This is a genomic window from Streptomyces lincolnensis (assembly GCF_001685355.1).
Taxonomy (GTDB): Bacteria; Actinomycetota; Actinomycetes; order Streptomycetales; family Streptomycetaceae; genus Streptomyces; species Streptomyces lincolnensis.
In genome coordinates, this window is record NZ_CP016438.1 from 4,721,156 (window position 1) to 4,743,504 (window position 22,349).

Consider the following 22,349-nt stretch of genomic DNA (forward strand, 5'->3'; position numbering starts at 1 on the left):
TTGCCATGACCGAGAGCTTCCGCCGCGACGGCGAGTACGAGAACCCGTACCAGGGCGCCCAGCAGCACGCCTCCTCCCCCGTGAACCCGGAGTGGCCGCCCCCGCCGGTGCAGCCGCCGGCCCAGCCGACCGCCGTGCTCCCCGGGCCCGGAGCCCCCGCCCACGCTCCGAAGAAGCGCACCCGGGGCCCGCTCGCCCTCCTGGCCGCCGTGGCGATCGTCGCCGCGGCGATCGGTGGCGGCACCGCGTACGGCATCCAGGAGCTGACCGGCAACGACACGGTCGCCTCCAGCAGCACCAGCACCAACGTGGTGCCGTCCTCCGCGAAGGGCACGGTCTCCGGGGTCGCCAAGGCGGTCAGCCCGAGCATCGTCGAGATCAACGCCACCTCGAACGCGGGTGAGTCCACCGGCTCCGGCGTGATCATCACCGGCGACGGCGAGATCATCACCAACAACCACGTCGTCTCCGGCGCCTCCACCATCAAGGTGAGCACCAGCGACGGCAAGACCTACACCGCGAAGGTCGTCGGCACCGACGCCAAGAAGGACCTCGCCCTGATCAAGCTGGAGAACGCCTCCGGTCTGACCCCGGCCACCCTCGGCAACTCCGACGGGGTGCAGGTCGGCGACGAGGTCGTGGCGATCGGCTCCCCCGAGGGTCTGACCGGCACGGTGACCAGCGGCATCGTCTCCGCCCTGAACCGTGACGTGACCGTCTCCACGGACGAGGACCAGGGACAGCAGCAGCAACAGCAGGGGGGCGGCGGCTGGCCGTTCGAGTTCGGCGGTCAGCAGTTCAACGGCGACACCGGCTCGTCCACGACGACGTACAAGGCGCTCCAGACGGACGCCTCGCTCAACCCCGGCAACTCCGGCGGCGCCCTGATCGACATGAACGGGAACATCATCGGCATCAACTCGGCGATGTACTCCTCCGCTGCCAGCTCCGCCGACGCGGGCAACCAGGGCCTCGGCTTCGCCATCCCGATCAACACCGTCAAGTCCGACCTGGCCACCCTGCGGGCCGGCGGTTCCGACAGCTGACACCGGCACCCTCGTGAGGAGCACGTCATGATCCAGCAGGTTTCGCACACGGTGGCCGGCGCCGGTCCGGCCGGGCTCGCCCTCGCCCTCGCGGTGGCGCACGAGCTGCACGCTCCGGCGCCGCGGGCACCCGAGGTCGCCCTCGCCACCGGGGCGGGCCGCCGCGCGACGGCCGCGGCCGCACGGCGGCGCCGCCGTGCCCTGCGCGGCTGATCGCGACCGGTCCGAGGTCCCCCTCAGCTCCTCCCAGCTCCTCCTACAGTGCCGGCCGGGAATCATGCGAGGCTGAGAGCGTTCAACGCCCTTTCCGCCCCTTCCGTTCCCTGTTGGCCCCCGCATCCCGAGGAACCAAGCCCATGAGCTCCGCCGATGGCGACCGTGACACCCAGCGCATCCTGATCGTCGACGACGAGCCGGCGGTGCGCGAAGCCCTCCAGCGCAGCCTCGCCTTCGAGGGCTACGACACGGAGGTCGCGGTCGACGGCGCGGACGCCCTGGAGAAGGCGGCCGCCTACCGGCCCGACCTGGTGGTCCTGGACATCCAGATGCCCCGCATGGACGGCCTGACCGCCGCCCGCCGGATCCGCGGCGCCGGCGACACCACGCCGATCCTGATGCTGACGGCCCGCGACACCGTCGGCGACCGGGTCACCGGGCTCGACGCGGGCGCCGACGACTACCTCGTCAAGCCGTTCGAGCTGGACGAACTCTTCGCCCGGGTCCGCGCGTTGCTGCGTCGCAGCTCCTACGCGGCGGCCTCCGGATCGAACGCCGTCGAGGACGACGAGGCCCTCACCTTCGCCGACCTGCGCATGGACCTCGCGACGCGCGAGGTCACGCGGGGCGGGCGGGCGGTGGAACTGACCCGTACGGAGTTCACGCTCCTGGAGATGTTCATGGCCCATCCGCGCCAGGTCCTCACGCGCGAGCAGATCCTGAAGGCGGTCTGGGGCTTCGACTTCGAGCCCTCGTCCAACTCCCTGGACGTCTACGTCATGTACCTGCGCCGCAAGACCGAGGCGGGCGGCGAGCCGCGGCTCGTGCACACGGTGCGCGGGGTGGGGTATGTGCTGCGCCAAGGTGGCGCGGAGTGAGGCGTGTGATGCGCCGGTACCGGTCCCTGCCGATCCGCTCCCGGCTGGCCCTCCTCGTCGCGGCGGCTGTGGCGTTCGCGGTGGCGGCGGTGTCGGTGACGTGCTGGTTCATCGTGCAGGGGAAGCTGTACGAGCAGGTCGACGCCGGTCTGAAGGACATGATGCGGCGGCCGGGCACGGCCCAGGCGCTCCTCGGGCGGTGCACGCAGACCCCGCTGGACAACAGCCAGACCCCCCGCCGGAACGACTACGTCCAGGCGATCAAGGAGAGCGGCGCCCCCTGCGTCGACCCGACCTCGGCGGGCACGGTCAAGGTCACCGAGGCCGACCGGGAGGTCATCAGGGGCGCGAACGCGAAGGTGGGCTTCGTCCGCAACGGCACCGACGAGAACGGCAACGCCGTCCGTGTGCTGACGCTGTACCTGGGCGTCGACACGAACGACGGGCGGGGAGTCGCCGTACTCTTCGCGACCCCCCTCAAGGGCACCCAGTCCACGCTCAACGAACTCGCACTCATCCTCCTGCTCGTCTCCGGCGTCGGGGTCGTCGGTGCCGGTGCCGCCGGTCTCACCGTCGCCCGGGCCGGTCTGCGTCCTGTCGACAAGCTCACCGAGGCCGTCGAGCACGTGGCCCGTACCGAGGATCTGACCATTCGGATCCCGGTGGAGGAGGACAGCGACGACGAGGTCGCCCGCCTCTCCCGCTCCTTCAACTCCATGACCTCCTCCCTGGCCAGCTCCCGGGAGATGCAACAACAGCTCATCGCGGACGCCGGGCACGAGCTCCGCACGCCCCTCACCTCCCTTCGTACGAACATCGAGCTCCTCACCCGCAGCGAGGAGACGGGCCGCCCGATCCCGGAGGCGGACCGCAAGGCGCTGCTCGCCTCGGTGAAGGCGCAGATGACCGAACTGGCGGCGCTGATCGGGGACTTGCAGGAGCTGTCCCGCTCGGAGGGACAGCGGGGTGAGCGTGTCCAGGTGATCGCGCTGGAGGACACCGTCGAGTCGGCGCTGCGCCGCGCACGGCTCCGCGGCCCCGAGCTGACCATCACCGCCGACCTCCAGCCCTGGTACGTCCGGGCGGAACCGGCCGCTCTCGAACGCGCGGTGGTCAACATCCTGGACAACGCGGTGAAGTTCAGCCCGGACGGCGGCAGCGTCGAGGTCCGGCTCGGCGAGGGTGTCCTCACGGTCCGCGACCACGGCCCGGGCATCCCCGAGGACGAACTCCCCCACGTCTTCGACCGCTTCTGGCGCTCCCCGAGCGCCCGCGCCCTCCCCGGCTCCGGCCTCGGCCTGTCCATCGTGGCCCGCACGGTCCAGCAGGCCGGCGGCGAGGTGACCCTGACCCGCGCCCAGGACGGCGGCACGGTGGCGACGGTACGGCTCCCGGGGGCCCCGACACCTCCACCGGAAGCGCCGGACACGGCTGCGGGGGGAGTTGCGTAGGGTGCGCGGACGGGGTCAGTGGAAGCCGAGCATGCCGGGGGAGTCGATGTCGACGGTGAGCATGCCCGGCGGATAGTCGTCCTCCCGCCCGGTCAGGATGATCGACATGCCACCGGTCTCCTGGTGCGGCGTCGCGACGTAGAGCGTGTGGCAGACGTCGGTACCACCCCAGCCGTCCCTGTGCATCGCGCCGACCGTGGCCGCGGCGGTCTGGGTGAGAGGGTCGACCATGACACCGGGCAGCGCGAGTACGTCGCTCGCGAGGCCCTTCTCCTGCGATTCCGCGTACATGAGGCACAGCGCCGGAACGTGCAGCCAGTCGCCCGGCGTGTGCGCCACATTGTCGGCGAGGTGGTGGAGCGCGCGATGTCCTTGAGCGAGCGCGACCACCGCGCTGGTGTCGAGAATGATCACGCGGCCTGTCCTCGGAGAGCGTGCATCTTCTCGGCGGCCATCGCGTACACGTTGCCCAGGACGTCGGGCCCCTGATCGAACTCCTCGTCCGAGAGCGTGCAGCCCATGCGCTCGCGCAGGACCTTCCGAGTCGTGGCCACGCGCTCAGCGATCTGCTCGGCCGTGAGCTGCTGGCCAGCCAGCTCCTCGACAAGCTGCCCCAAGGTCATCCCCCGCTCTTTCGCCACCTGGGCGAGGTGGTCGCGTGCCTGCTTGGAGACCTGGATGGTGGTGGTGTCTGCCATAGCCCCACCATAGCCACACCCCAGCACCTCCTGCCCCGTTCCTCCCGCGCCTTCACCCGATCGTGCTCAGCCGGGGCCGGCAACCTCCCCGCCCCCGGTGGCGACTCCACAGCGGTCCATCCCCCGCACGGAACGGAACCCGCATGAGTGAGATCCGCAGCAAGGCACGCCACCGCAGAAGCAGGACGGCCCTGGCGGCCGGTGTCCCCCTGGCGCTGACGGCCGCCGGGGTCATGTCGTACGGCACGGTGTTCGGCGTCGGGGCGCAGGCGGAGGCCGCCGCGGCCGCCGCTCCCGCGTGGGCGGCCGATACCGCCGACGGCTTCGCCTCCGTCAACTCGCTCGGGCAGAACGGTACTTATGGCGGCCGGGACGGCAAGACGGTCACCGTGAAGACGCTCGCCGACCTGGAGAAGTACGCGACGGCCGCCGAGCCGTACGTCATCGTCGTCGCCGCGACCATCACCATGAACCCCGTCGGGAAGGAGATCAAGGTCCGGTCGGACAAGACCATCGTCGGTGCCGGGACCTCCGGGCACATCGTCGGCGGCGGCTTCTTCCTCGGGTCGGGCGTCCACAACGTCATCATCCGGAACCTGACCGTCCGGGACGCCTACCAGGGCGTGTGGAACGACAAGGAGCACGACTTCGACGCGATCCAGATGGACGGGGCCCACCACGTCTGGATCGACCACAACGACCTGCGGAACATGGCCGACGGTCTCATCGACGTCCGCAAGGACACCACCAACGTCACCGTCTCCTGGAACAAGCTCGGCAACGACAACAAGGCCTTCGGCATCGGCTGGACGGACAACGTCGTCACCGACATCACCGTCCACCACAACTGGATCCGCGAGACCGAGCAGCGCAACCCCTCCACGGACAACGCCGCCCACGCGCACCTGTACAACAACTTCCTGGAGGACGTGGCCGGCACGACCATCAAGTCGTCCTACGGCAACTACGCGCGCGGGAAGACGAAGATGCTCCTGGAGAACTCCTACTTCCAGGGCATGAACAACCCCGTCATCAAGGACAGCACCGCGAGCCTGGTCCAGAAGGGCAACACCTTCGTCTCCACGACCGGCCGCAACGAGAGCGGCGGCACGGCCTTCGACCCGAAGTCGTACTACGGCTACACCGCCGACAGGACGGCCGACGTGCCCGGCCTCCTCAAGTCCGGTGCCGGGCCCCGCGGTTCCATCGGTACGGCATCCACCGCCAGCACCAAGGCCGCCGCCGCGACCACCCTCACCGTCGCCAAGGACGGCACCGGCCAGTACACGACCGTGCAGGCCGCCGTGAACGCCGTACCGGCGAACAACCCCTCCCGCGTCGTGATCGCCGTGAAGCCGGGGACGTACCGCGAGCTCGTCAAGGTCCCCTCCAACAAGCCGCACGTCACCATCCAGGGCACGGGCGGCAGCCGTAAGGACACGACGATCGTCTACAACAACGCGTCGGGGACCCCGAAGCCCGGCGGCGGCACGTACGGCACCGGCGGCAGCGCCACCGTCGCCGTCGAGGCCGACGACTTCCAGGCCCGCAACCTGACCGTCTCCAACGACTTCGACGAGGCCGCCAACCAGTCCCTGTCCGGGCACCAGGCCGTCGCCCTGCGCACCGCCTCCGACAAGGTGTTCCTGGACTCGATCATCGTCGAGGGCGACCAGGACACCCTGTTGCTGGACACGGCCGCCAAGGACAGGCTCGGCCGGGTCTACATGAAGAACTCCTACATCGTGGGCAACGTCGACTTCATCTTCGGCCGGGCGACCGCGGTGATCGACGGGTCGGTCATCACCCTCAAGAAGCGCTGGAACGGCACCTCGGCCGGCTACATCACCGCCCCCTCCACGGCCGCCAACCGCAGGGGCATCCTGATCGCCAACTCCACGGTGAACGGCGGTGTCTCCGACCGCACCTTCTACCTCGGCCGCCCCTGGCACGCCGGCGGTGACGCGAGCCTCGACCCGCAGACCACGATTCGCAACACCACCCTCAGCGCCGCGATCCGGACCACCCCCTGGACCGACATGAGCGGCTTCTCCTGGAAGGACGACCGCTTCGCCGAGTACAAGAACACCGGCGCGGGCGCGGGTGCCGCGGGCTCCGAGCGCCCGCACCTGACCGACGCGCAGGCCGCCGGGCAGGAGGTCTCCGACTGGCTGGCCGGCTGGACACCGGCCGCCTCCTGACGACCGTCAGTCGCTGATCGCGTCCTGTTCCTCGGTCCGCCACTCCCCCGGAAGCCGTCGGCGGGAGTGGCGGACATCGCCCACCAGCGTGAGGGCGGCGCTCAGCAGGATCACCCCGCCCAGCACCACCCAGAGCGGGGACGCGCCGTCCCGGTACTGGAGAACGGCGCCGACGAGAAGCACCGTGGCGGCGAGGACGCCGACGGCCGAGATCACTGTGCTGATGCGAACGGTCACTTGAGTCACCGGGACATCATCAACGACGTCCGGCCTCTCTGCGTAGGCCACGGATCATGCCGGACGACTCCCCTCTCATACAGAGCCTGCGAACGGCCGTCGCCGCGGCCCCCGCGGACGTACCCCTGCGGCTGCACCTGGCCGAACTCCTCCTGAACGAGGGCCGGTCGGAGGCCGCCGTCGCCGAGGCGGCCGCCGCGCTCCAGCACGCGCCGGGGGACGTGCGGGCGCGGGAGCTGATGATGCGGGCGATGGAGGTGCCGGGGCGGGCGATGGAGGTGCCGGCGCGGCAACAGCCCCCGCGGCGCCCGGGGTTCGACTGGAAGGCCGCCGAGGAGCAGGTCGGGGACGTCGTGCCGCCGCGGTTCGTCGAGTCGCCGGTCCGGGCGGACGGGCAGGACGATCCCGGGGAGGCCGAGGCCGAGGCGTGGGACGTGGAGGCGCCCGGCACCGTACGGCTGGCGGACGTCGGTGGCATGCGGGAGGTGAAGGACCGCCTGGAGGCCGCCTTCCTCGCGCCCCTGCGCAACCCCGAACTGCGCAAGCTGTACGGCAAGAGCCTGCGCGGCGGACTGCTGCTGTACGGCCCGCCCGGCTGCGGCAAGACGTTCATCGCGCGGGCGGTCGCCGGTGAACTCGGCGCCTCCTTCCTCTCCGTGTCGGTGAACGACGTCCTCGACATGTGGATCGGCAACTCCGAGCGCAACATGCACGAGATCTTCCAGACCGCCCGCCGCCGGGCACCCTGCGTGGTCTTCCTCGACGAGCTGGACGCGCTCGGCGCCAAGCGCAGCCGTACGGCCCACAGCGGGATGCGCAACACCGTCAACCAGCTGCTCACCGAGCTGGACGGCATCAGCTCGGCGGAGGCCAACGAGGGCGTGTTCGTGCTGGCCGCGACCAATGTGCCCTGGGACGTGGACAACGCGCTGCGCCGCCCCGGCCGCCTGGACCGCACGCTGCTCGTCCTGCCGCCGGACGGCCCCGCCCGCGAGGCGATCCTCCGCTACCACCTGCGGGAACGCCCCATCGAGAACGTCGACCTGGGCAAGCTGGCCAAGGTGACCGACGGACTGTCCGGCGCCGACCTCGCGCACGTCTGCGAGGCGGCGGCCGAACGGGCGCTGCTCGACTCCGCCCGCTCCGGCACCGTACGCATGATCGGCATGAAGGACCTGCTGGCCGCGGCGAAGGACGTCGTCCCGTCGGCCGAGCCGTGGTTCGCCTCCGCCCGGAACGTGGCGATGTTCGCCAACGAGGGCGGGATGTACGACGACCTGGTCGCCTACCTGAAGAAGAGGCGCAAGCTGTGAGTACCGTCATGCACCCCGCCGTGGAGCGGGCCCGCGCCCTCTACGAGCTGGGGCGCTACGACGAGGCCAAGGCGCTGCTCGGACAGCGGCTCGCCGAGGACCCGGACGACATCCGCGCCTGGATCGACCTGGCCCGCTGCCATCTGAGCGGGGAGGGCGAGGCGGACCGGGCGCTGGAGGCGACCGAACGCGCCCTCGCCCTCGACGCCGAGCACGTCGACGCGCTCATCATGCACGCGCGTGCCCTCCAGGCCGTCGGCGGCCGCTTCCTGGAGACCGAGGACGTCCTGCGCGAGGCCATCCGCCTCGACCCCGAGTTCTGGTACGGCTACGCGCTGCTCGCGAACTGGCTGTTCCGCATCCGGGCGCTGCGCTACGGCAAGGAGCACGGCGGCGCGGTGACCCGCGAGGCCATGGACGCCTTCCTGCGCGAGTCCGGCGAGCTCGCCCAGGAGGCGATCCGGCTGGCACCGGAGGAGGTGTTCCCCTACGAGGTGGCGTGGGGCATCGCCGACCTGGCGGGCAACCGGACCGTCGCCGACCGGCTGGACGAGGCCATCCTCCGCCTCGACCCGCAGCACAAGGCCGCCCTGGAACGCCGTACCGGGAAGGCGGCCGCCGCCCCCGGCGTCAAGGCCACCGAGGCGGCCACCCTGTACGCCGACGCGCTCGCCTCCGCCCCCGACTCCGCACCCATGCGACAGGGCCTCGACCAGGCCTCCTACCGCCTTCTGCGCGGCATCCGCTGGCTCGCCCTCCTCTGCGTCGCCCTCGCCGGCACCGGCCTCGACCTCTTCGCCGTCGCCGGCGAGGCCCAGCGCGACCTCCCCCTCCCCCTCGGCCAGCGCCTGTGGAACCTCGTCCCGATGGCCGCGATCTGGACCCTGGGCGCCGCACTGCGCTACCGCCGCCTCCGCCAGGGCATCAAGGTCAACCTCACCTCCCTCCTCCACCGCCACCCCTGGTCCCGCATCGTCCTCACCCAGTCCGCCTGGGCCATGCTCTGCGCCCTCGTCCTCACCCAGCTCCCCTGGACGGACCGCACGCTTCCTCAGGTGATCTTCTGGGCGGGGTTGGTGCCTACGGCGGCGACGATCTGGTTCGACCGGAAGAAGGGCTGACCTCTAGTCCCTGTCGTCCAGGGCCTCCCGCACGGCGTCCAGGATCTCTTCGGGGGCGCCACCGAGGGCGCGTGCCTGGACGGCGAAGTCCCGTGCCAGAGCGGCGAGTCGGGCGGGGTCGGCCCGCGTCGGGCCGACCGGGAGCGCCGCGACCCGGGTGCCCGCGCCACGCCGGGTGCGGATCAGCTCCGCGGCCTCCAGCTCGCGGTAGGCGCGGGCCACGGTGCCCGGTGACAGGCCCAGGTCGGCGGCGAGCTGACGGACGGTCGGCAGGCGTTCGCCCGTCGCCAGCCGACCGGTGCCGATCAGCGTGGCGAGCTGGGCCCGGATCTGCTCGTACGGCGGGACCGGGCTCGTGGTGTCGACGCGCAGGGTCGGGCCGGTCATCGTCGGGCCGTCCGCGGTGCCAGCACCGTGAAGAGGGACCAGGCCACGGTGAACAGGGCGAGCAGGACCAGCGGGGCGAGCAGCACCACGGCGGCCGTGCCGATCGCGCCGTCGCAGGTCGTGCTCGTCAGCGCGCCGCTGGTCGTCGTGGCCGCGCCGAGCAGCTGGGTCGAGACCAGCAGCCCCCAGGCCGCCGTGATCGCCGACGAGCGGTCCCGGCGCTCCTGTTCCTCGCCCGGCCGGTGCGCGATCCGGCGCAGGGCCCAGGCGCACACGGCGGTTCCGACGGCGAGGGAGACGCCGATCGGGACGGCGTAGAAGCTGCCCGGCCAGGGGCTGTGGACCTCGGTCACACCCCCGCACGTGACGGCGAGGGCCCGGCCCGCCCTGCCCAGGTCGTCGGGGGAGGCCACCGCGGTCGTGACCGTCAGCAGAAGAACGAAGGACGCGGCCTGGATCAGCAGGAGCCGCGTCATACGGGGCGGCACCTGGTCGCGCACCCGGCGCGGGGTGAGCCCCGCGGTGCGGACCACCGCCCGGGGACGCGGGGCGAGGGCGTCGCCCAGCAGCACACCCCCCCACGGCACACAGACCGAACGCGGCGAGCGCGTACAGGACCCCCGCGCCGAGGTCGTCGGAGTCCATACGGGCCAGCAGTTGGGCGACGACGACGCCCGCGACCAGGCCCGCCCACCGGGCACAGCGGTCGGCATGGGCGCGGAGCCGGGATTCGGCCGGGACGGTGTCGAGCATGCGGGGACCCCCGTGAGCGTGGCTGCCATTCTTGTATCAAGCGGTGAGTACAAGATGCCGCGACCGGGAACTTGTGTCAACTGCTTGATACAAGAGGGCGGGGTTGGTCAGCCCTTGAGCTCCGCCAGAAAGGACGCCCACGAGGACGCGCCGAAGAGCAGCACCTGACCGTCGGGGACCTTGCTGTCGCGGACGGGAACTGTCGCAGGACCTCGTCCGGATCTTCGATCAACCGGCTGCAGCCGTTGCCTTCCTTGTAGGCAACGGCACTTCCGTCCTTCTGCCGGAGCAGCGTCAGCGTCCCGTTCATACGGCGCTGCATGATCTGTTCACGCTCACAGGGGCAGATGTGGGCGGGACGGTAGCGGGACGCGGCCAACGGCTGCTCGGCGACCGGGGGTCGGGGCGGGGCTGCTCCGAGCTGGTCGGCGGCCTTCCAAGGCGGCTTCATCACCTATGTGGTGTCCAACCGCCACGTCGTGATCAACGTCGTCGATCTCGTGGCACTCTGACGGCGGGCCCACACCTCACAGCCGGAGCACCAAGGTGTCGTCCGCGCCTGTCACCGCCGCCGGTGACGGTCCGGCCAGCCGCGCGTAAGTCCCGCCCCGCGCCACCAGTTCCGCATGCGTGCCCGTCTCCGCCAACCGTCCCCCGTCGATCACCAGGATCCGGTCCGCGTCCGGGGCCAGGGTGAGGTCGTGGGTGATCAGGAGGGTGGTGCGGCCGGAGGTGAGGTGGCGGAGGGGCTGGATGATCCGGCGGGCGGCGACGGAGTCGAGGCCTGCGGTGGGTTCGTCGAGGACGAGGACGGGGGCGGCGCGGAGGATGGCACGGGCGATGGTGAGGCGTTTGAGCTGGCCGCCGGAGAGGGCTGCCGTGCCGGGGGCGAGCGGGGTGTCGTAGCCGTCGGGGAGGGCGGTGACGAAGTCGTGGGCGGCGGCCGCGCGGGCGGCGTGTTCGATGTCCGCGTCGGAAGCGCCGGGGCGGCCGCACGCGATGTTCTCGCGGATCGTGCCGTTGAGGATCAGCGTCTCCTGGGGGAGCAGGGCGATGTTCTCGCGCAGGAAGCCGAGGCCCAGGTCGGGGAGGGGGACGCCGTCCAGCGTGATCGTGCCGAGGGAAGGGTCGTAGAAGCGGGTCAGCAGTTTCGACAGGGTCGACTTGCCGGCACCGCTCGGGCCCGTGATCAGCACCAGCTCACCGGGGGCGGCTGTGAAGGAGACGTCGTGGAGGGAGTCCCGGGGGGCGTTCGGGTAGCGGAAGGAGACTCCGTGGAAGGCGAGCCGGCCGTGCACCGGCCAGGCGGGGACCGGCCGTTCCGGGTCGGTGACCGACGGCCGCGCGTCCAGGATCTCGCCCAGGCGCCGGGCGCCCGCCGTGGCGGCGGTGAGGGTGAGGCCGAGTTGGCCGAGGCTGCGGATCGGCGGGTAGAGGTAGCCGACGAAGGCGGCGAAGGCGAGGAGTTGGCCGAGGGTCATGCGGCCGGCGGAGATCTCCCAGACGCCGAGGCCGATGACCGTCAGGACGCAGAGCGTCTCCACGACCTCCACGAGCTGCTCGTACATCTCGCTCAGGCGCGCTCCGCGCACGGACGCCCTCATCCAGGCGCGGGCCTCGCGGTCCAGGCGCCGCGCCTCGTCGGCGTGACGGTTGTAGGCCTGGGTGAGGACCACATGGCCCAGCGACTCCTCCACCACCGACGTGATCGCGCCGTCGGCGACCCGCTCGTCCCGTGAGGCCTCCCTGATACGGCCGGAGAAGCGGCGGGCGGCCAGGAGGAAGAGGGGCGCCAGGACGAAGGTGACCAGGGCCAGGTCCCAGCGGAGGTAGAAGGCGGCGCAGGCGTAGAAGACGGCGGAGAAGGCCGCCGAGACCGTGCCGACGACTCCCGAGACCACCATCTGTTCAATGGCCTCGACGTCTCCTGTGAGGCGTTCGACCAGGTCGCCCTGCCGGTGCTTCTGGAAGAAGTGGGGTGGGAGGTCCTGGACATGTCCGAAGACGTCCGCACGCAGGCGCAGGACGAATCTCTCCGCGGTCCAGGTGGCGAGCGAGTTGCCGAGGTAGCCGACGAGCGCGCCGAGCACGGCGACACCCAGCCAGGCGCCGGCCGGGCCCCAGAAGGCGGAGAGCGAACCGGCCCGGAGGGCGTTGTCGGTGAGTTCCGCGAACAGCAGGATCGAGGCGGTCTCGGCGAGCGCGGCCACCACCACGCACGTCACGATCACCGCCAGCCACCTGCGGTCCCCGCGGGTCAGCGGCCAGAAACGGCGGAAGGCCTCACGGACTTCCCTCATGTCAGCAACTCCCTTTGTTTCCCGCTGTTTCCTGCGGACATGTGCTCCGGACATGGCCGAGGCGGGGCCCCGGTCGGCGAGTCTGTGAACGACCCGCTGACCGACGACCCCGCCTCGTGGCGTCCCCGCCTCAGCCCTGGTGCGCGACCGGACGGCGCTTCGGCGCGGCCTTCTTCGGAGCGGGCTTCTTGCAGGCCGGGGCGGCGGGCTTGTGGCTCTTCTTCACGGGGGCGATCTTACGGAAGCTCATGTCCATATCCCTTGCAGACAGCTGTGAATTGCTTTGAGCAGATTGAGTTGCTCAGGTTTCTCTGAATTACTTCGGCGAATTCTTTGTCAGCCCTTGCGGCCGACCGGGCGACGCTTCGGCGCGGCCTTCTTCGACTGGTGCTTCTTGGGGGCCGGGGCGGGCTTGCGGGCCTTCTTCACCGGGGCGATCTTGTGGAAGCTCATCGTGTTCTCCTTTGCGTCTGCGTCGTTCGCGCCGTTCGCTTTCGACATGGAAAACACTACGGCATTTCCGCAGCCAAAAAGGCCGATAGACCTGAGACCTCAATAAGATTCGATGTGAATTCCCTCGGGGATAAACACAGAATTTATGAGCCGACGGCCAGGCCCGAGCCCGCGATCCGTACGCGGATGCCGTCCTGTGCCACGCGTACGTCCCGCAGCCGCAGGTCCCCGCGTTCCGGCTCGGGCAGCCGGAAGCCCAGGGAGAGTCGGTCGGCGAGGACCGGGCGGGTCAGGCGGGGCAGGGCGTCGAGGAGGGCGGGGTCGAAGCCGAGCCGCTGGAGCAACTCCGGGTTCTCCAGGGCGAGATCGACGAGGTTGAGGCCCATGGCCTGGCGTACGAAGTCGGGGCGGCCGGTCAGCTTGGACAGTGCCGCCTCGGAGTTCAGCGCGTCGCGCACGGTGGCGTCGGGCACGCCCAGCGCCCGCACCACCGACGGCACCGCCAGCAACGCCCTCGCCTTGCGCGTCTCACGGCTCAGCGCGGTGGCGGACTCACGGGTGAGATGCAGCCCCTCGGAGGCACCGCTGCCCGGGCGGTAGGTCGCCAGGTCCCCGATGTCCAGGCGCATTCCGCCGACCTCGGTGTCGATGCCCCGGTCACCGTCCCGCCGGATGCGCGCGTCGGCCCGCAGCCGCAGATCGTGCCCGGCGACGGGCAGGGTGCCCCGGGCCAGGATCCGGTCCCGGCCGTCCTCGCTGAACGTCACCTGGGAGGCACCGAGTTCACGGTTCAGATCGTCGAAGGAGAGGAGGACGTCACCGTCGACGCCTCGGATGTCCGCTCCCCGTATGTCGGTCAGCCCGTCCGCGTCCAGCCGGATGTCGCGGGCGGTGGCCGAGACCCGGGCCAGCGAGATCCGGTCGGCGGCGACGTCCGGGACGGTGACCCGCACCGAGTCCAGCCGCTTGTCGGCGACCTGGGTGAGGAAGGGGAAGCCGCCGATCTCCACCTCGGGCGCGGCGCTCAGCTTCAGCCGGTCCTCCAGCGCGTCCGAGGCCCGGTGCTCGGCGTAGAGCACGGCCCAGCGGTCGGCGAGAACGAGGAAGGCGGTCAGGGCGACGAGGCCGCAGACCGCCTTCAGTGCGAACGGGAGCCCGGCGAACCGCCCCCGTCCCCGCCGTCGCCGACGGCCACTGCGGCCGTGGTGGGGCGGGGACCAGGGATCGTCCTCAACGGACTCCTGGATCTCCTGGGGTCCTTCGGGCTCCCAGGAGCCCAGCTCCTCGTACGGATTCGTACTGCCCTGCGTCGGTATGTGGTGGGGGGAACGCATCGATCCATCCGATCATGCGCATGCCCCCCACCCGCAACCTCAACCGCTGGTATGCGACTCAGCTCACGAACTGGCGATCAGTTCACGAACTACTGGACGATCGTGATCCGGTTCGCCGCCGGCGGCTCGATCGGGTCGGCCGCCGAGGAGTTGGCCGTCAGGTACTGCTCCAGAGCCGCCAGGTCGTCGGTGCCGACCAGGTCGCCCGTGCCCTGGCCCAGCGTGGTGATGCCGTCGCCGCCACCCGCGAGGAAGCTGTTCGTCGCGACGCGGTAGGTGGCCGCCGGGTCGACGGCGGCTCCGTTCAGCCTGACCGAGTCGACGACGATCCGGTCCGCGCCGGTCTTCGTCAGGTCCAGCGTGTACGTCAGGCCCGCGGACGGCAGCAGGATCTTCGGGGCGGCCGCGTTCGAGCCGCTGACCTGCTCCTGGAGGATCTTGATGAGCTGGGCGCCGGTGAAGTCCTGGAGGTTGACCGTGTTGGAGAACGGCTGCACGGTGAAGCCCTCGGCGTAGGTCACCACGCCGTCGCCCTCGGTCCCCTTGGCCGCGTACGTCAGACCGGCCCGGACACCGCCCGGGTTCATCAGCGCGAGGTCGGTCCCGGGGTCGAGCTGCCTGCCGTACGCCAGTTGCGCGTCCGCGATGAGGTCGCCCATCGGGGACTCGGTGCCCGCGTTCGGGATGTCGGCGGAGATGTGGCCGATCGCGCGGTTGCCGATGGGCGCCGCGAGGGTGTTCCACCGGCTGATCAGCTCGGTCATGTCCGTCGCCTTGGGGACGGTCCGGGTGACCACGTGGTTCGCCGACTTGACCGAGGTGCGGGCGATGTCGCCGGTCCAGCGGTCGTACGTCAGCGTGGTGTCCGTGTAGAGGCGGCCGAAGGAGGCGGCCGAGGTGACCATGCGGGGCTTGCCCGACGGGTCCGGGATCGTGCAGACGTACGCGGCGTGCGTGTGGCCGGTGACCAGCGCGTCCACGGACGGCGTGATGTTCTTGGCGATGTCGACGATCGGGCCGGAGATGCCGTCACCGGCGCCGGGCGCGTCACAGTCGTAGTTGTACGTCTGCGACGCCGGCGCGCCGCCCTCGTGGATGAGGGCCACGATCGACTTCACGCCCTGGCGCTGGAGCACCTTGGCGTACTTGTTGATCGTCTCGGCCTCGTCCTTGAACTTCAGGCCCTTGACGCCCTCGGCGGAGACGACCCCCGGGGTGTCCTCCAGGGTCACGCCGATGAAGCCGACCTTGACGTCCTTCTTCTTCCACACCCAGTACGGCTTGAGGATCGGCCTGCCGGTCTTCTCGTCCAGGACGTTCGCCGCGAGGTAGGGGAAGTCGGCGCCCTCGAACTTCTTGTCGGTGTAGCAGCCGGCGGTCGGGTGGCAGCCGCCGTTCTGGAGCCGGGCCAGCTCCTTGGCGCCCTCGTCGAACTCGTGGTTGCCGACGCTCGTGACATCCAGGTCGAGCTTGTTCAGCGCCTCGATGGTGGGCTCGTCGTGGAAGAGGCCCGAGATGAGCGGGGAGGCGCCCACCATGTCGCCGCCGGCCGCGGTGATGGAGTACTTGTGACCGTCGCGGGCGTTGCGCAGGTGCGTGGCGAGGTACTCGACACCACCGGCGTCGATCGTCTTGGTGGTGCCGTCCTCCTGGTGCTCGGTGACCCGGCCGGAGGAGCCGGACGGGGGCTCCAGGTTGCCGTGCAGGTCGTTGAAGGACAGCAGCTGGACGTCCTGGTAACGGCTCGACGCGTGCCCGGGCTTGCCCTTGCTCGGGCCCGCGGTCGCGGTCCCCGGCAGCGCCGCGGCGAGCGCGCCGACGGTGGCGAGCCCGGCGGCCGCCGCCACGAGCCGGTACGTACGACGTCTGCGGCGCACCGACTCCGGCTGGTGCGGCTGGGATATGGCTGGCATACGCCCCCCTGTGCTTCTGCTGGTTCTGGTGATCCCCGGTGATCCCCGGTGATCCCTATGAGGACTGGCCCCCGTCCCGGCGCAGCCTAGGGTCAACGCGCGTAGCGCGACAGAGGTTTGCTGGTTACATCCTGGTTGCTTCTTTGCCGCCACTTTGCCCGGACCTCCCCTTACCCTCGTACGCATGACCAGCGACGACACGGCACGGCCCGCCATCTCCCGCTCGATCGAGACCCATTCCGCGCTCTCCCCGGACCGGACCGAGGCCGTGCTCGGACTGCTCGCGGAAGCCGCCGACAGCGACGGCCAGCAGGCGGTGTCGGAGCAGGGGCGGCTCCAGTTGCGCGGTGGGGCGCGTGAGGGCGTGTCCCATTTGCTCCTGTATGTGGGGGTAGAACTGGTCGGGTACGCCCAGTTGGAGGACACCGACCCCGTGGAGGCGCCGGCGGCCGAACTGGTCGTCCGCCCCTCGCACCGCGGCCACGGCCACGGGCGTGCCCTCGGGTCCGCGCTCCTCGCCGCGTCCGGCAAGCGGCTGCGGGTGTGGGCGCACGGGGGGCACTCGGCGGCCCGGCATCTCGCGCAGGTCCTCGGGCTGACCCTGTTCCGCGAACTGCGGCAGATGCGGCGCCCGCTGACCGACCTGGACCTGCCCGACCCGGTGCTCCCCGAGGGTGTGAGTGTCCGCGGCTTCGTCCCCGGCACCGACGAGGACGCCTGGATCGCCGTCAACGCCGCCGCCTTCGCCCACCATCCCGAGCAGGGCTCCCTGGGCAGGCGTGACCTGGACGACCGTATGGCCGAACCCTGGTTCGACCCGGCGGGCTTCTTCCTCGCCTTCCGCGGCGAGGACCTCATCGGGTTCCACTGGACCAAGGTCCACGCCGAGGAACGCCTCGGCGAGGTCTACGTCGTGGGTGTCCGCCCGGGCGCCCAGGGCGGCGGTCTCGGCAAGGCCCTCACCACGATCGGGCTGCGCCACCTGGCCGCCCAGGGCCTGCCCACGGCGATGCTCTACGTCGACGCCGACAACAAGGCCGCGGTGTCGGTGTACGAGCGGCTGGGCTTCACGACGTACGAGACGGACCTGATGTACCGCACGGAGACGTGAGCACCCTGTCCGGGTTCAGCGAGGTCGCGTGGTCGTAGCACGGGGGCCCTCCGAGCCGTCGCTCTCAGGCGCCGGACGGACCGGCCCCCGCCGCCCGGCGCCGCGGGAACACGCGCCGCCTGCGCAGGGGTTCCGGCCCGCACGCGAGCCACACCAGCGCGGCCCCGACCAGCACCCACGCCCACCGCTGGTGCGCGGCCTCCCAGCGCGGGTCGTCCGCCTGGACGAACAGCTCCCAGCGGGACGGCAGGAGGAGGGGCGCCAGGCAGGCGGTGGTGAGGACGGCGGCGGCCACGGAGGGGCCGGGTTCCGGCTCGTCGCTCAGGCGTACGGCGAGGGCGGCGACCGCGAGGGCGAGCGTGACGGTCGCGGCAGCCTCCAGGGTGACGGCACCGACCGGGGGCCGCGCCTCCTCGGGGACGAGCGCGACCGCGGCCGTCCACCACAGGGCGGCCACCGGGGCGACCAGTGCGACCCGCAGACCCGTGCGGAGCAGGCGCCGGGTCGTGACCGGTGTGGTCAGTTCACGGGCCGGGTCGTCCAGGAGGAAGGCCAGGCCCAGCGCGAAGACGAGCGCCGCCCCCCGCAGCAGGTTGAGCCCCAGCCACGGATCGAGCTCGTCCGACAGCATCCGCGGCACCCCGACCACCAGCAGCCCTGCGACCGCCCCCGCCCCCACCGCCCGCCACGGCACCGCCCGTGCCACCGCCCCCACCAGTGCCCCGCTCATTCCCCGCACCGCACGCCCTCCTCAGCAACCGGTCCCGCGCTTCCCCTCGTTCACTCCCCCTGCTTGCAGTCGTCCGCCTCCTTCGGCGACTTGACCCCGAGCAGCCGGGCCACGTCGGCCGTCTTGACGCCGGGAGCGGTGAGTTCGTCCCAGTGGGACTTGACCGCGGAGGTGACCTCGGCGCGCGGCCGGGACAGCACCTCCCGTACGACGTCGGTCTGACCGGCGGACATCGACAGCGGGTTGGTGGGCGTCAGCACGATCGCGGAGCCGCTGAGGCTGTCGTCGAGGCGGACGTCGCGCAGGTCGGAGAGCGGGTCGGAGGCGCCGCCCACGGCCAGCCACATGACGGTGACCATGCGGCCGTCGCACAGTTCGCCGCCCTCGGCCTCGTCGCCCGCGACCAGCGCGGAGGCGACGGCGGACGCGAACTCGGGGACCCGGTTGCCGCCCCAGCGGGTGCCGACGGTGATCTGGTGGGGCGTGGTGGACGCGGTGACGGAGCCGTCGCCGTCCAGGCCGTAGCGGGCCTCGACCCGCTGCCGTACGAGGAGCGGCTGTTCGGCGGCGCTTCCGCCGGCGAGGTCCTGGACGCGGTCGACGACACCGGCCCAGGTGCCCGTGCGCACGGTCCACTCGGGGAAGGCGCAGTACTCGGAACGGCCGTGCTTGACGCAGGTCTGGTCCTTCTCCGGGTGGGTGGAGGCCTTCTCCCGGGCCGCCGTCAGCTCCGGCGAGACGCCCTGGGACTGGCCGGCCGCGCCGGTGAGCGTGAGGACCAGCGTGCCGGCGAGGGCCGCCTTCATCTGCCAGGACCGCCGGCCGCCGCGGCCGGCGAACACCGCGCCGGTGACAACCATCAGGACGAGACCGACGAGGTAGAGGGCGTGCCAGGCGGCGGGGCGGCCGATCAGGTCGGAGGGCAGGGTCTCGCTGGAGTTCTCGGTGACGATCGGAGACAGCCAGCGGCTCCACTCGGCGTCACCGGTGCCCGCCGAGACGAACACGAACGCGGTGAAGAGCAGGATCACCAGCACCGGTGCCGCGAACACCACCGGGATCAGCCGGGCGATCAGCAGTCCCACGACCCCGCTGAGCAGGACGAACAGCGGGGACACCGCCAGTTCGGCCACCGAGCCGTGCCCCACCGCGCCCGGCCGCAGCGCCTGCCAGGTGAACTCGCCGAGCACGACCAGCGCGGTGAACACCGCGTACGGCACGGTGGACAGGGCGTGGGCGACCGTCCGCCGCCACGGCTCCATGACCAGCACGTCGAAGTGCCGGTCGGTGCCGCGCCGATGGGAGCGCAGGGCGGCCCGGTTGACGCAGAGGAGCAGGGCGAGGCTCAGGAGCAGGGACAGCCCGCTCTGGGTGGCGCGGTCGGCGTCCTGGAGCGCCGGGTAGGCGTCCATGCCGTCGTTGGGGAAGAGGAGTCCGTACAGGGTGTAGCCGACGTACACCACGAGCGTCAGCGCCACCGGGATCTGAAGCAGCAGTTCGCGTGCCTCGAAGCGGGCGAGGGCGACCACGGCCGCCCGGCCGCGGCGCTTCTCGTCGGTCGCGACGGGCGGGGCCGCCGCCTCCATGACCGCGCTCATGCCGCCACCTCCGCGCCCGCGCCGTCGAGGGTGAGCAGGTAGCCGTCCTCCAGGGTGGGTTCGAGGAGGTCGGCGCCGGGCGGTGGATCGCCGACGTTGCGGAAGATGCCGGTGCCTGTGCGCCAGCCCGCCTTCGCGCCGGGGGCGCGTTCGGTGCTGCTCCACACCCGGCCGGCGGCCCGGTCGGTCAGCTCGGCCGGGGAGCCGTCGAAGCGGATGGCTCCGGCGGCCATCACCAGGACCCGGTGGCAGAGCATCGCCACGTCCTCGGTCTGGTGGGTGGAGAGCAGAACGGTACGGCCCTCGCCGGCCTGGGCGATCAACTCCCGGAAGCGCATGCGCTGTTCGGGGTCGAGTCCGACGGTCGGCTCGTCGAGGACGAGGAAACCGGGGTCGCCGACGAGTGCGGCGGCCAGCGCGACCCGCTGCCGCATGCCGCCGGACAGCTTCTTGATGCGCCGGCCGCGGACGTCACCGAGGTCGACCTCCTCCAGCACCCGCCGCACCTCGCGGTGGCGGGCGGTGCGGTCGGTCAGCTCCTTGAGGATGGCCACGTAGTCGACGAACTCGAAGGCCGTGAAGTCCGGGTGGAAGCCGGGGGTCTGGGGCAGGTAGCCGAGCGCGCGCCGGACCTCCTGCCGTCCCCGGGAGGTGCTCGGGTCGTGTCCGAGCACGGTGAAGGCGCCGCGGTCGGCGGGCACGGCCGTGGCCAGCACCCTGAGCAGGGTCGTCTTTCCCGCGCCGTTGGGCCCGAGAAGCCCGGTGACGCCCGGGGTCAGCCGGAGCGACACGTCGTCCAGGGCGCGCGTGCCGCCGTAGCGGAGGCTGAGCCCGGAGGCGGAGACGGTGGGGGTCATTCGGCACTCCAGGTGAAGAGGTCGAAGCGGTCACGGAGCAGAAGGAGCGCGCCGGCGGCGAGCACGGCGACCGCCGCGGCCACGCCCTGGCCGGTCGCGGTGAAGGGGGCCAGCGGATCGCTGTCGGCGGCGCGCTGGGCGTCCGCGATCAGCAGCACCGCGATCCAGGCGCCGCCGACCAGCGAGGGCGCCAGTACCGGGCCCAGCCGGGGGGCGAGCGCCAGAGCGGTGGTGGTCAGCGCGAGCGCGGGCAGCAGCCAGGCCAGGGCCCGCAGCCCGTAGCCGGGCAGGGCCAGCGTGGCGAGCCCGTTGAGGCCGAGCCCGGTGGCCAGCACGGCGACCGTGCGGATCATCAGCAGCCGGAAGCCGTGCATCGGCGCCACGACGGCCATCTCGTACGTCGGGTCCAGTGCGGGCCCGTACGACAGCGCCACCCCGGCCAGCGGCAGCAGCGGCGCGAGAGCGAGGAACAGCGTCGGGGAGGTCGTGGGCGGGGTGGCGTTGGCCACCGCGACGGTCATCACCAGCAGGGCGACGACCGCGCCCAGCCAGGAGCCGCGCAGCACCGGCGTGGCCGCGAGCAGCCGCGCGATGTGGTCGGGGATCCCGCACCGCACCAGCAGCGACTCCAGTACTCCCAGCCGGGGAGCGTCGAGTTCGGCGTCCAGCCGTTCCCATCCGGCGTCCAGCGCGACGGGGTCGCTCACGTCCGCCAGCGCACCCCTGCACTGCCCGCACCCGGCGAGATGCGTGTCGGCGGACCACAGCATCGGAGCCGCCAGCTCACCCCGCGCATAGGCCCGCAGGTCCTGCTCGTCCACGTGCCAGGTCATGCCGTCACCTCCCAGGATCGTGCGGACGTACTGATCCCGGCGCCGGCGCTTCGCTCGGCCGGGCTGTCCCAGACGCGCACGCCAGTGCCCTGTGCGTTCGGTCGCGCCCAGGCGCTCGGCCGGATGCCTCGCGCGGCCGGTCGATCCCAGACGCCCACGCGGGTGCCCCGCACGTTCGGTCGCGTCGAGCCGCTCGTGTCGGCGCCCCGTGCGCTCGGTCGCGTCGAGCCGCCCACGCCGGTGCCCCGTGCGGTCGGTCGGTCGGTTCTGTTCATGCCAGTGCCTCCCGCAGCTGCTTGCGGGCCCGCATGGCCCGTGTCTTGACCGTGCCCGGCGGGATGCCGAGGAGGACGGCCGCCTCTCTGGTGGTGAGGCCGTCGATGACGGTGGCCTGGAGGACCGCCCGCAGTTCCGGCGAGAGCCGGACGAGGGCACCCGCGAGGTCCCCGTGCTCCACCCCCGCGAGCACGCGTTCCTCCGCGGACGCCTCGTCCCGGTGCCGCAGCCGCGCCAGGGCCTGTCTGAGCCGGCCCCGCGCCCCGTCGCCGCGCAGCGCGTCGATGAGCCGCCGCGAGCCGATCCGCCACAGCCACCCGGCCACATCCCCCTCCTCCCGGTAGCGGGCGGTCCCCCGCCACACCGCGAGAAAGGTCTCCTGTACGACGTCGTCGACCACCGAGGCATCCGCGCACCGCCCACGCAGCCGTGCCGTGAGCCACGGCGCGAACCGCCGGTACAGCTCCTCGAAGGCGCGCCGGTCCCCGTCCGCCGCGATGGCCCGCAGCAGCTCCCCGTCGCTTCTCGTTTCGCTCACGTCTCCTCATCGCACGAGCCCGTTGGATCGGTTCACACAAACACGGCTTGACTTTCGAAGCCCCTTACCACCACCCTTTCACTACTCAATTAGTGAAAGGGTGGT

At 71.7% G+C, this 22,349-nt stretch carries 22 protein-coding genes; 8 read left to right on the forward strand and 14 right to left on the reverse strand.

Going from position 1 to position 22,349, the window contains the following annotated elements; translation table 11 throughout:
• The first annotated feature begins 5 nt into the window (after positions 1–5).
• The 4 genes from SLINC_RS20930 to SLINC_RS20945 all read left to right on the forward strand — a co-directional run bounded on the left by SLINC_RS20930 (position 6) and on the right by SLINC_RS20945 (position 3,591).
• On the forward strand, positions 6–1,046 hold the full coding sequence (locus tag SLINC_RS20930) for a S1C family serine protease (RefSeq protein WP_067435284.1): 1,041 nt from the start codon (positions 6–8) through the stop codon (positions 1,044–1,046).
• 27 nt (positions 1,047–1,073) lie between these two features.
• Positions 1,074–1,259 (forward strand): hypothetical protein, encoded by a 186-nt coding sequence (locus SLINC_RS20935; RefSeq protein ID WP_067435287.1) that lies wholly within the window; start codon positions 1,074–1,076, stop codon positions 1,257–1,259.
• Positions 1,260–1,402: 143 nt separating this feature from the next.
• On the forward strand, positions 1,403–2,140 hold the full coding sequence (locus SLINC_RS20940; RefSeq protein ID WP_067435290.1) for a response regulator transcription factor: 738 nt from the start codon (positions 1,403–1,405) through the stop codon (positions 2,138–2,140).
• Positions 2,137–3,591, forward strand: coding sequence for a sensor histidine kinase (locus tag SLINC_RS20945; RefSeq protein WP_067435292.1), 1,455 nt, complete (start codon positions 2,137–2,139; stop codon positions 3,589–3,591). The genes SLINC_RS20940 and SLINC_RS20945 overlap by 4 nt, the downstream gene beginning before the upstream one ends.
• A gap of 15 nt (positions 3,592–3,606) precedes the next feature.
• On the opposite strand, the gene SLINC_RS20950 is transcribed toward SLINC_RS20945, so the two are convergent.
• On the reverse strand, positions 3,607–4,005 hold the full coding sequence (locus SLINC_RS20950; RefSeq protein ID WP_067435294.1) for a PIN domain-containing protein: 399 nt from the start codon (positions 4,003–4,005) through the stop codon (positions 3,607–3,609).
• Positions 4,002–4,289 (reverse strand): hypothetical protein, encoded by a 288-nt coding sequence (locus SLINC_RS20955; RefSeq protein WP_067435297.1) that lies wholly within the window; start codon positions 4,287–4,289, stop codon positions 4,002–4,004. Before SLINC_RS20955 ends, SLINC_RS20950 begins: the two co-directional genes overlap by 4 nt.
• A 143-nt stretch (positions 4,290–4,432) precedes the next feature.
• Between SLINC_RS20955 and SLINC_RS20960 the strand changes: the two genes are divergently transcribed.
• Entirely contained in the window at positions 4,433–6,490 is a 2,058-nt protein-coding gene (locus tag SLINC_RS20960) for a pectinesterase family protein (RefSeq protein ID WP_067435300.1), read from the forward strand.
• Between the two features lie 6 nt (positions 6,491–6,496).
• Here the strand turns inward: SLINC_RS20960 and SLINC_RS20965 are convergent, their stop codons facing one another.
• Positions 6,497–6,727: a hypothetical protein gene (locus SLINC_RS20965; protein WP_067435303.1), complete on the reverse strand. Its 231-nt coding sequence runs from the start codon at positions 6,725–6,727 to the stop codon at positions 6,497–6,499.
• 56 nt (positions 6,728–6,783) lie between these two features.
• On the opposite strand from SLINC_RS20965, the gene SLINC_RS20970 reads away from it, so the two are divergent.
• Together SLINC_RS20970 and SLINC_RS20975 are read left to right on the forward strand one after the other, a co-directional pair.
• The gene (locus SLINC_RS20970) at positions 6,784–8,040 is read left to right on the forward strand and encodes an ATP-binding protein (RefSeq protein WP_067435306.1); all 1,257 of its coding nucleotides are present in this window, start codon (positions 6,784–6,786) and stop codon (positions 8,038–8,040) included.
• Positions 8,037–9,161: a tetratricopeptide repeat protein gene (locus SLINC_RS20975; protein WP_225988348.1), complete on the forward strand. Its 1,125-nt coding sequence runs from the start codon at positions 8,037–8,039 to the stop codon at positions 9,159–9,161. Before SLINC_RS20970 ends, SLINC_RS20975 begins: the two co-directional genes overlap by 4 nt.
• 3 nt (positions 9,162–9,164) lie before the next feature.
• On the opposite strand, the gene SLINC_RS20980 is transcribed toward SLINC_RS20975, so the two are convergent.
• The 6 genes from SLINC_RS20980 to SLINC_RS21000 form a co-directional block, all read right to left on the reverse strand.
• Positions 9,165–9,548 (reverse strand): GntR family transcriptional regulator, encoded by a 384-nt coding sequence (locus tag SLINC_RS20980; RefSeq protein WP_067435312.1) that lies wholly within the window; start codon positions 9,546–9,548, stop codon positions 9,165–9,167.
• Positions 9,545–10,120, reverse strand: coding sequence for a hypothetical protein (locus SLINC_RS20985; protein WP_225988349.1), 576 nt, complete (start codon positions 10,118–10,120; stop codon positions 9,545–9,547). The genes SLINC_RS20980 and SLINC_RS20985 overlap by 4 nt, the downstream gene beginning before the upstream one ends.
• 288 nt (positions 10,121–10,408) lie before the next feature.
• On the reverse strand, positions 10,409–10,543 hold the full coding sequence (locus SLINC_RS46070) for a DUF397 domain-containing protein (RefSeq protein WP_079165140.1): 135 nt from the start codon (positions 10,541–10,543) through the stop codon (positions 10,409–10,411).
• 285 nt (positions 10,544–10,828) lie between these two features.
• Positions 10,829–12,601 carry an ABC transporter ATP-binding protein gene (locus tag SLINC_RS20990; protein ID WP_067435315.1) on the reverse strand — a complete coding sequence of 591 codons (1,773 nt, stop codon included), beginning with the start codon at positions 12,599–12,601 and terminating at the stop codon, positions 10,829–10,831.
• Positions 12,602–13,197: 596 nt separating this feature from the next.
• Positions 13,198–14,388, reverse strand: a complete 1,191-nt coding sequence (locus SLINC_RS20995) for an LmeA family phospholipid-binding protein (protein ID WP_067435318.1) — start codon at positions 14,386–14,388, stop codon at positions 13,198–13,200.
• A gap of 89 nt (positions 14,389–14,477) precedes the next feature.
• On the reverse strand, positions 14,478–16,301 hold the full coding sequence (locus SLINC_RS21000; protein ID WP_067435321.1) for a bifunctional metallophosphatase/5'-nucleotidase: 1,824 nt from the start codon (positions 16,299–16,301) through the stop codon (positions 14,478–14,480).
• A 184-nt stretch (positions 16,302–16,485) separates the two neighbouring features.
• Between SLINC_RS21000 and mshD the strand changes: the two genes are divergently transcribed.
• Positions 16,486–17,412, forward strand: a complete 927-nt coding sequence (mshD, locus tag SLINC_RS21005; RefSeq protein WP_067435324.1) for a mycothiol synthase — start codon at positions 16,486–16,488, stop codon at positions 17,410–17,412.
• Between the two features lie 64 nt (positions 17,413–17,476).
• Here the strand turns inward: mshD and SLINC_RS21010 are convergent, their stop codons facing one another.
• From SLINC_RS21010 to SLINC_RS21030, 5 genes are all read right to left on the reverse strand, one after another.
• Entirely contained in the window at positions 17,477–18,142 is a 666-nt protein-coding gene (locus SLINC_RS21010; protein ID WP_067435327.1) for an ABC transporter, read from the reverse strand.
• 50 nt (positions 18,143–18,192) lie between these two features.
• Positions 18,193–19,740: an ABC transporter permease gene (locus tag SLINC_RS21015; RefSeq protein ID WP_067435330.1), complete on the reverse strand. Its 1,548-nt coding sequence runs from the start codon at positions 19,738–19,740 to the stop codon at positions 18,193–18,195.
• Positions 19,737–20,597, reverse strand: coding sequence for an ABC transporter ATP-binding protein (locus SLINC_RS21020; protein WP_067435331.1), 861 nt, complete (start codon positions 20,595–20,597; stop codon positions 19,737–19,739). The genes SLINC_RS21015 and SLINC_RS21020 overlap by 4 nt, the downstream gene beginning before the upstream one ends.
• On the reverse strand, positions 20,594–21,430 hold the full coding sequence (locus SLINC_RS21025; protein WP_067435334.1) for a cupin domain-containing protein: 837 nt from the start codon (positions 21,428–21,430) through the stop codon (positions 20,594–20,596). The genes SLINC_RS21020 and SLINC_RS21025 overlap by 4 nt, the downstream gene beginning before the upstream one ends.
• A gap of 271 nt (positions 21,431–21,701) precedes the next feature.
• Positions 21,702–22,244, reverse strand: a complete 543-nt coding sequence (locus SLINC_RS21030) for an RNA polymerase sigma factor (protein WP_067435337.1) — start codon at positions 22,242–22,244, stop codon at positions 21,702–21,704.
• Positions 22,245–22,349: the final 105 nt, after the last annotated feature.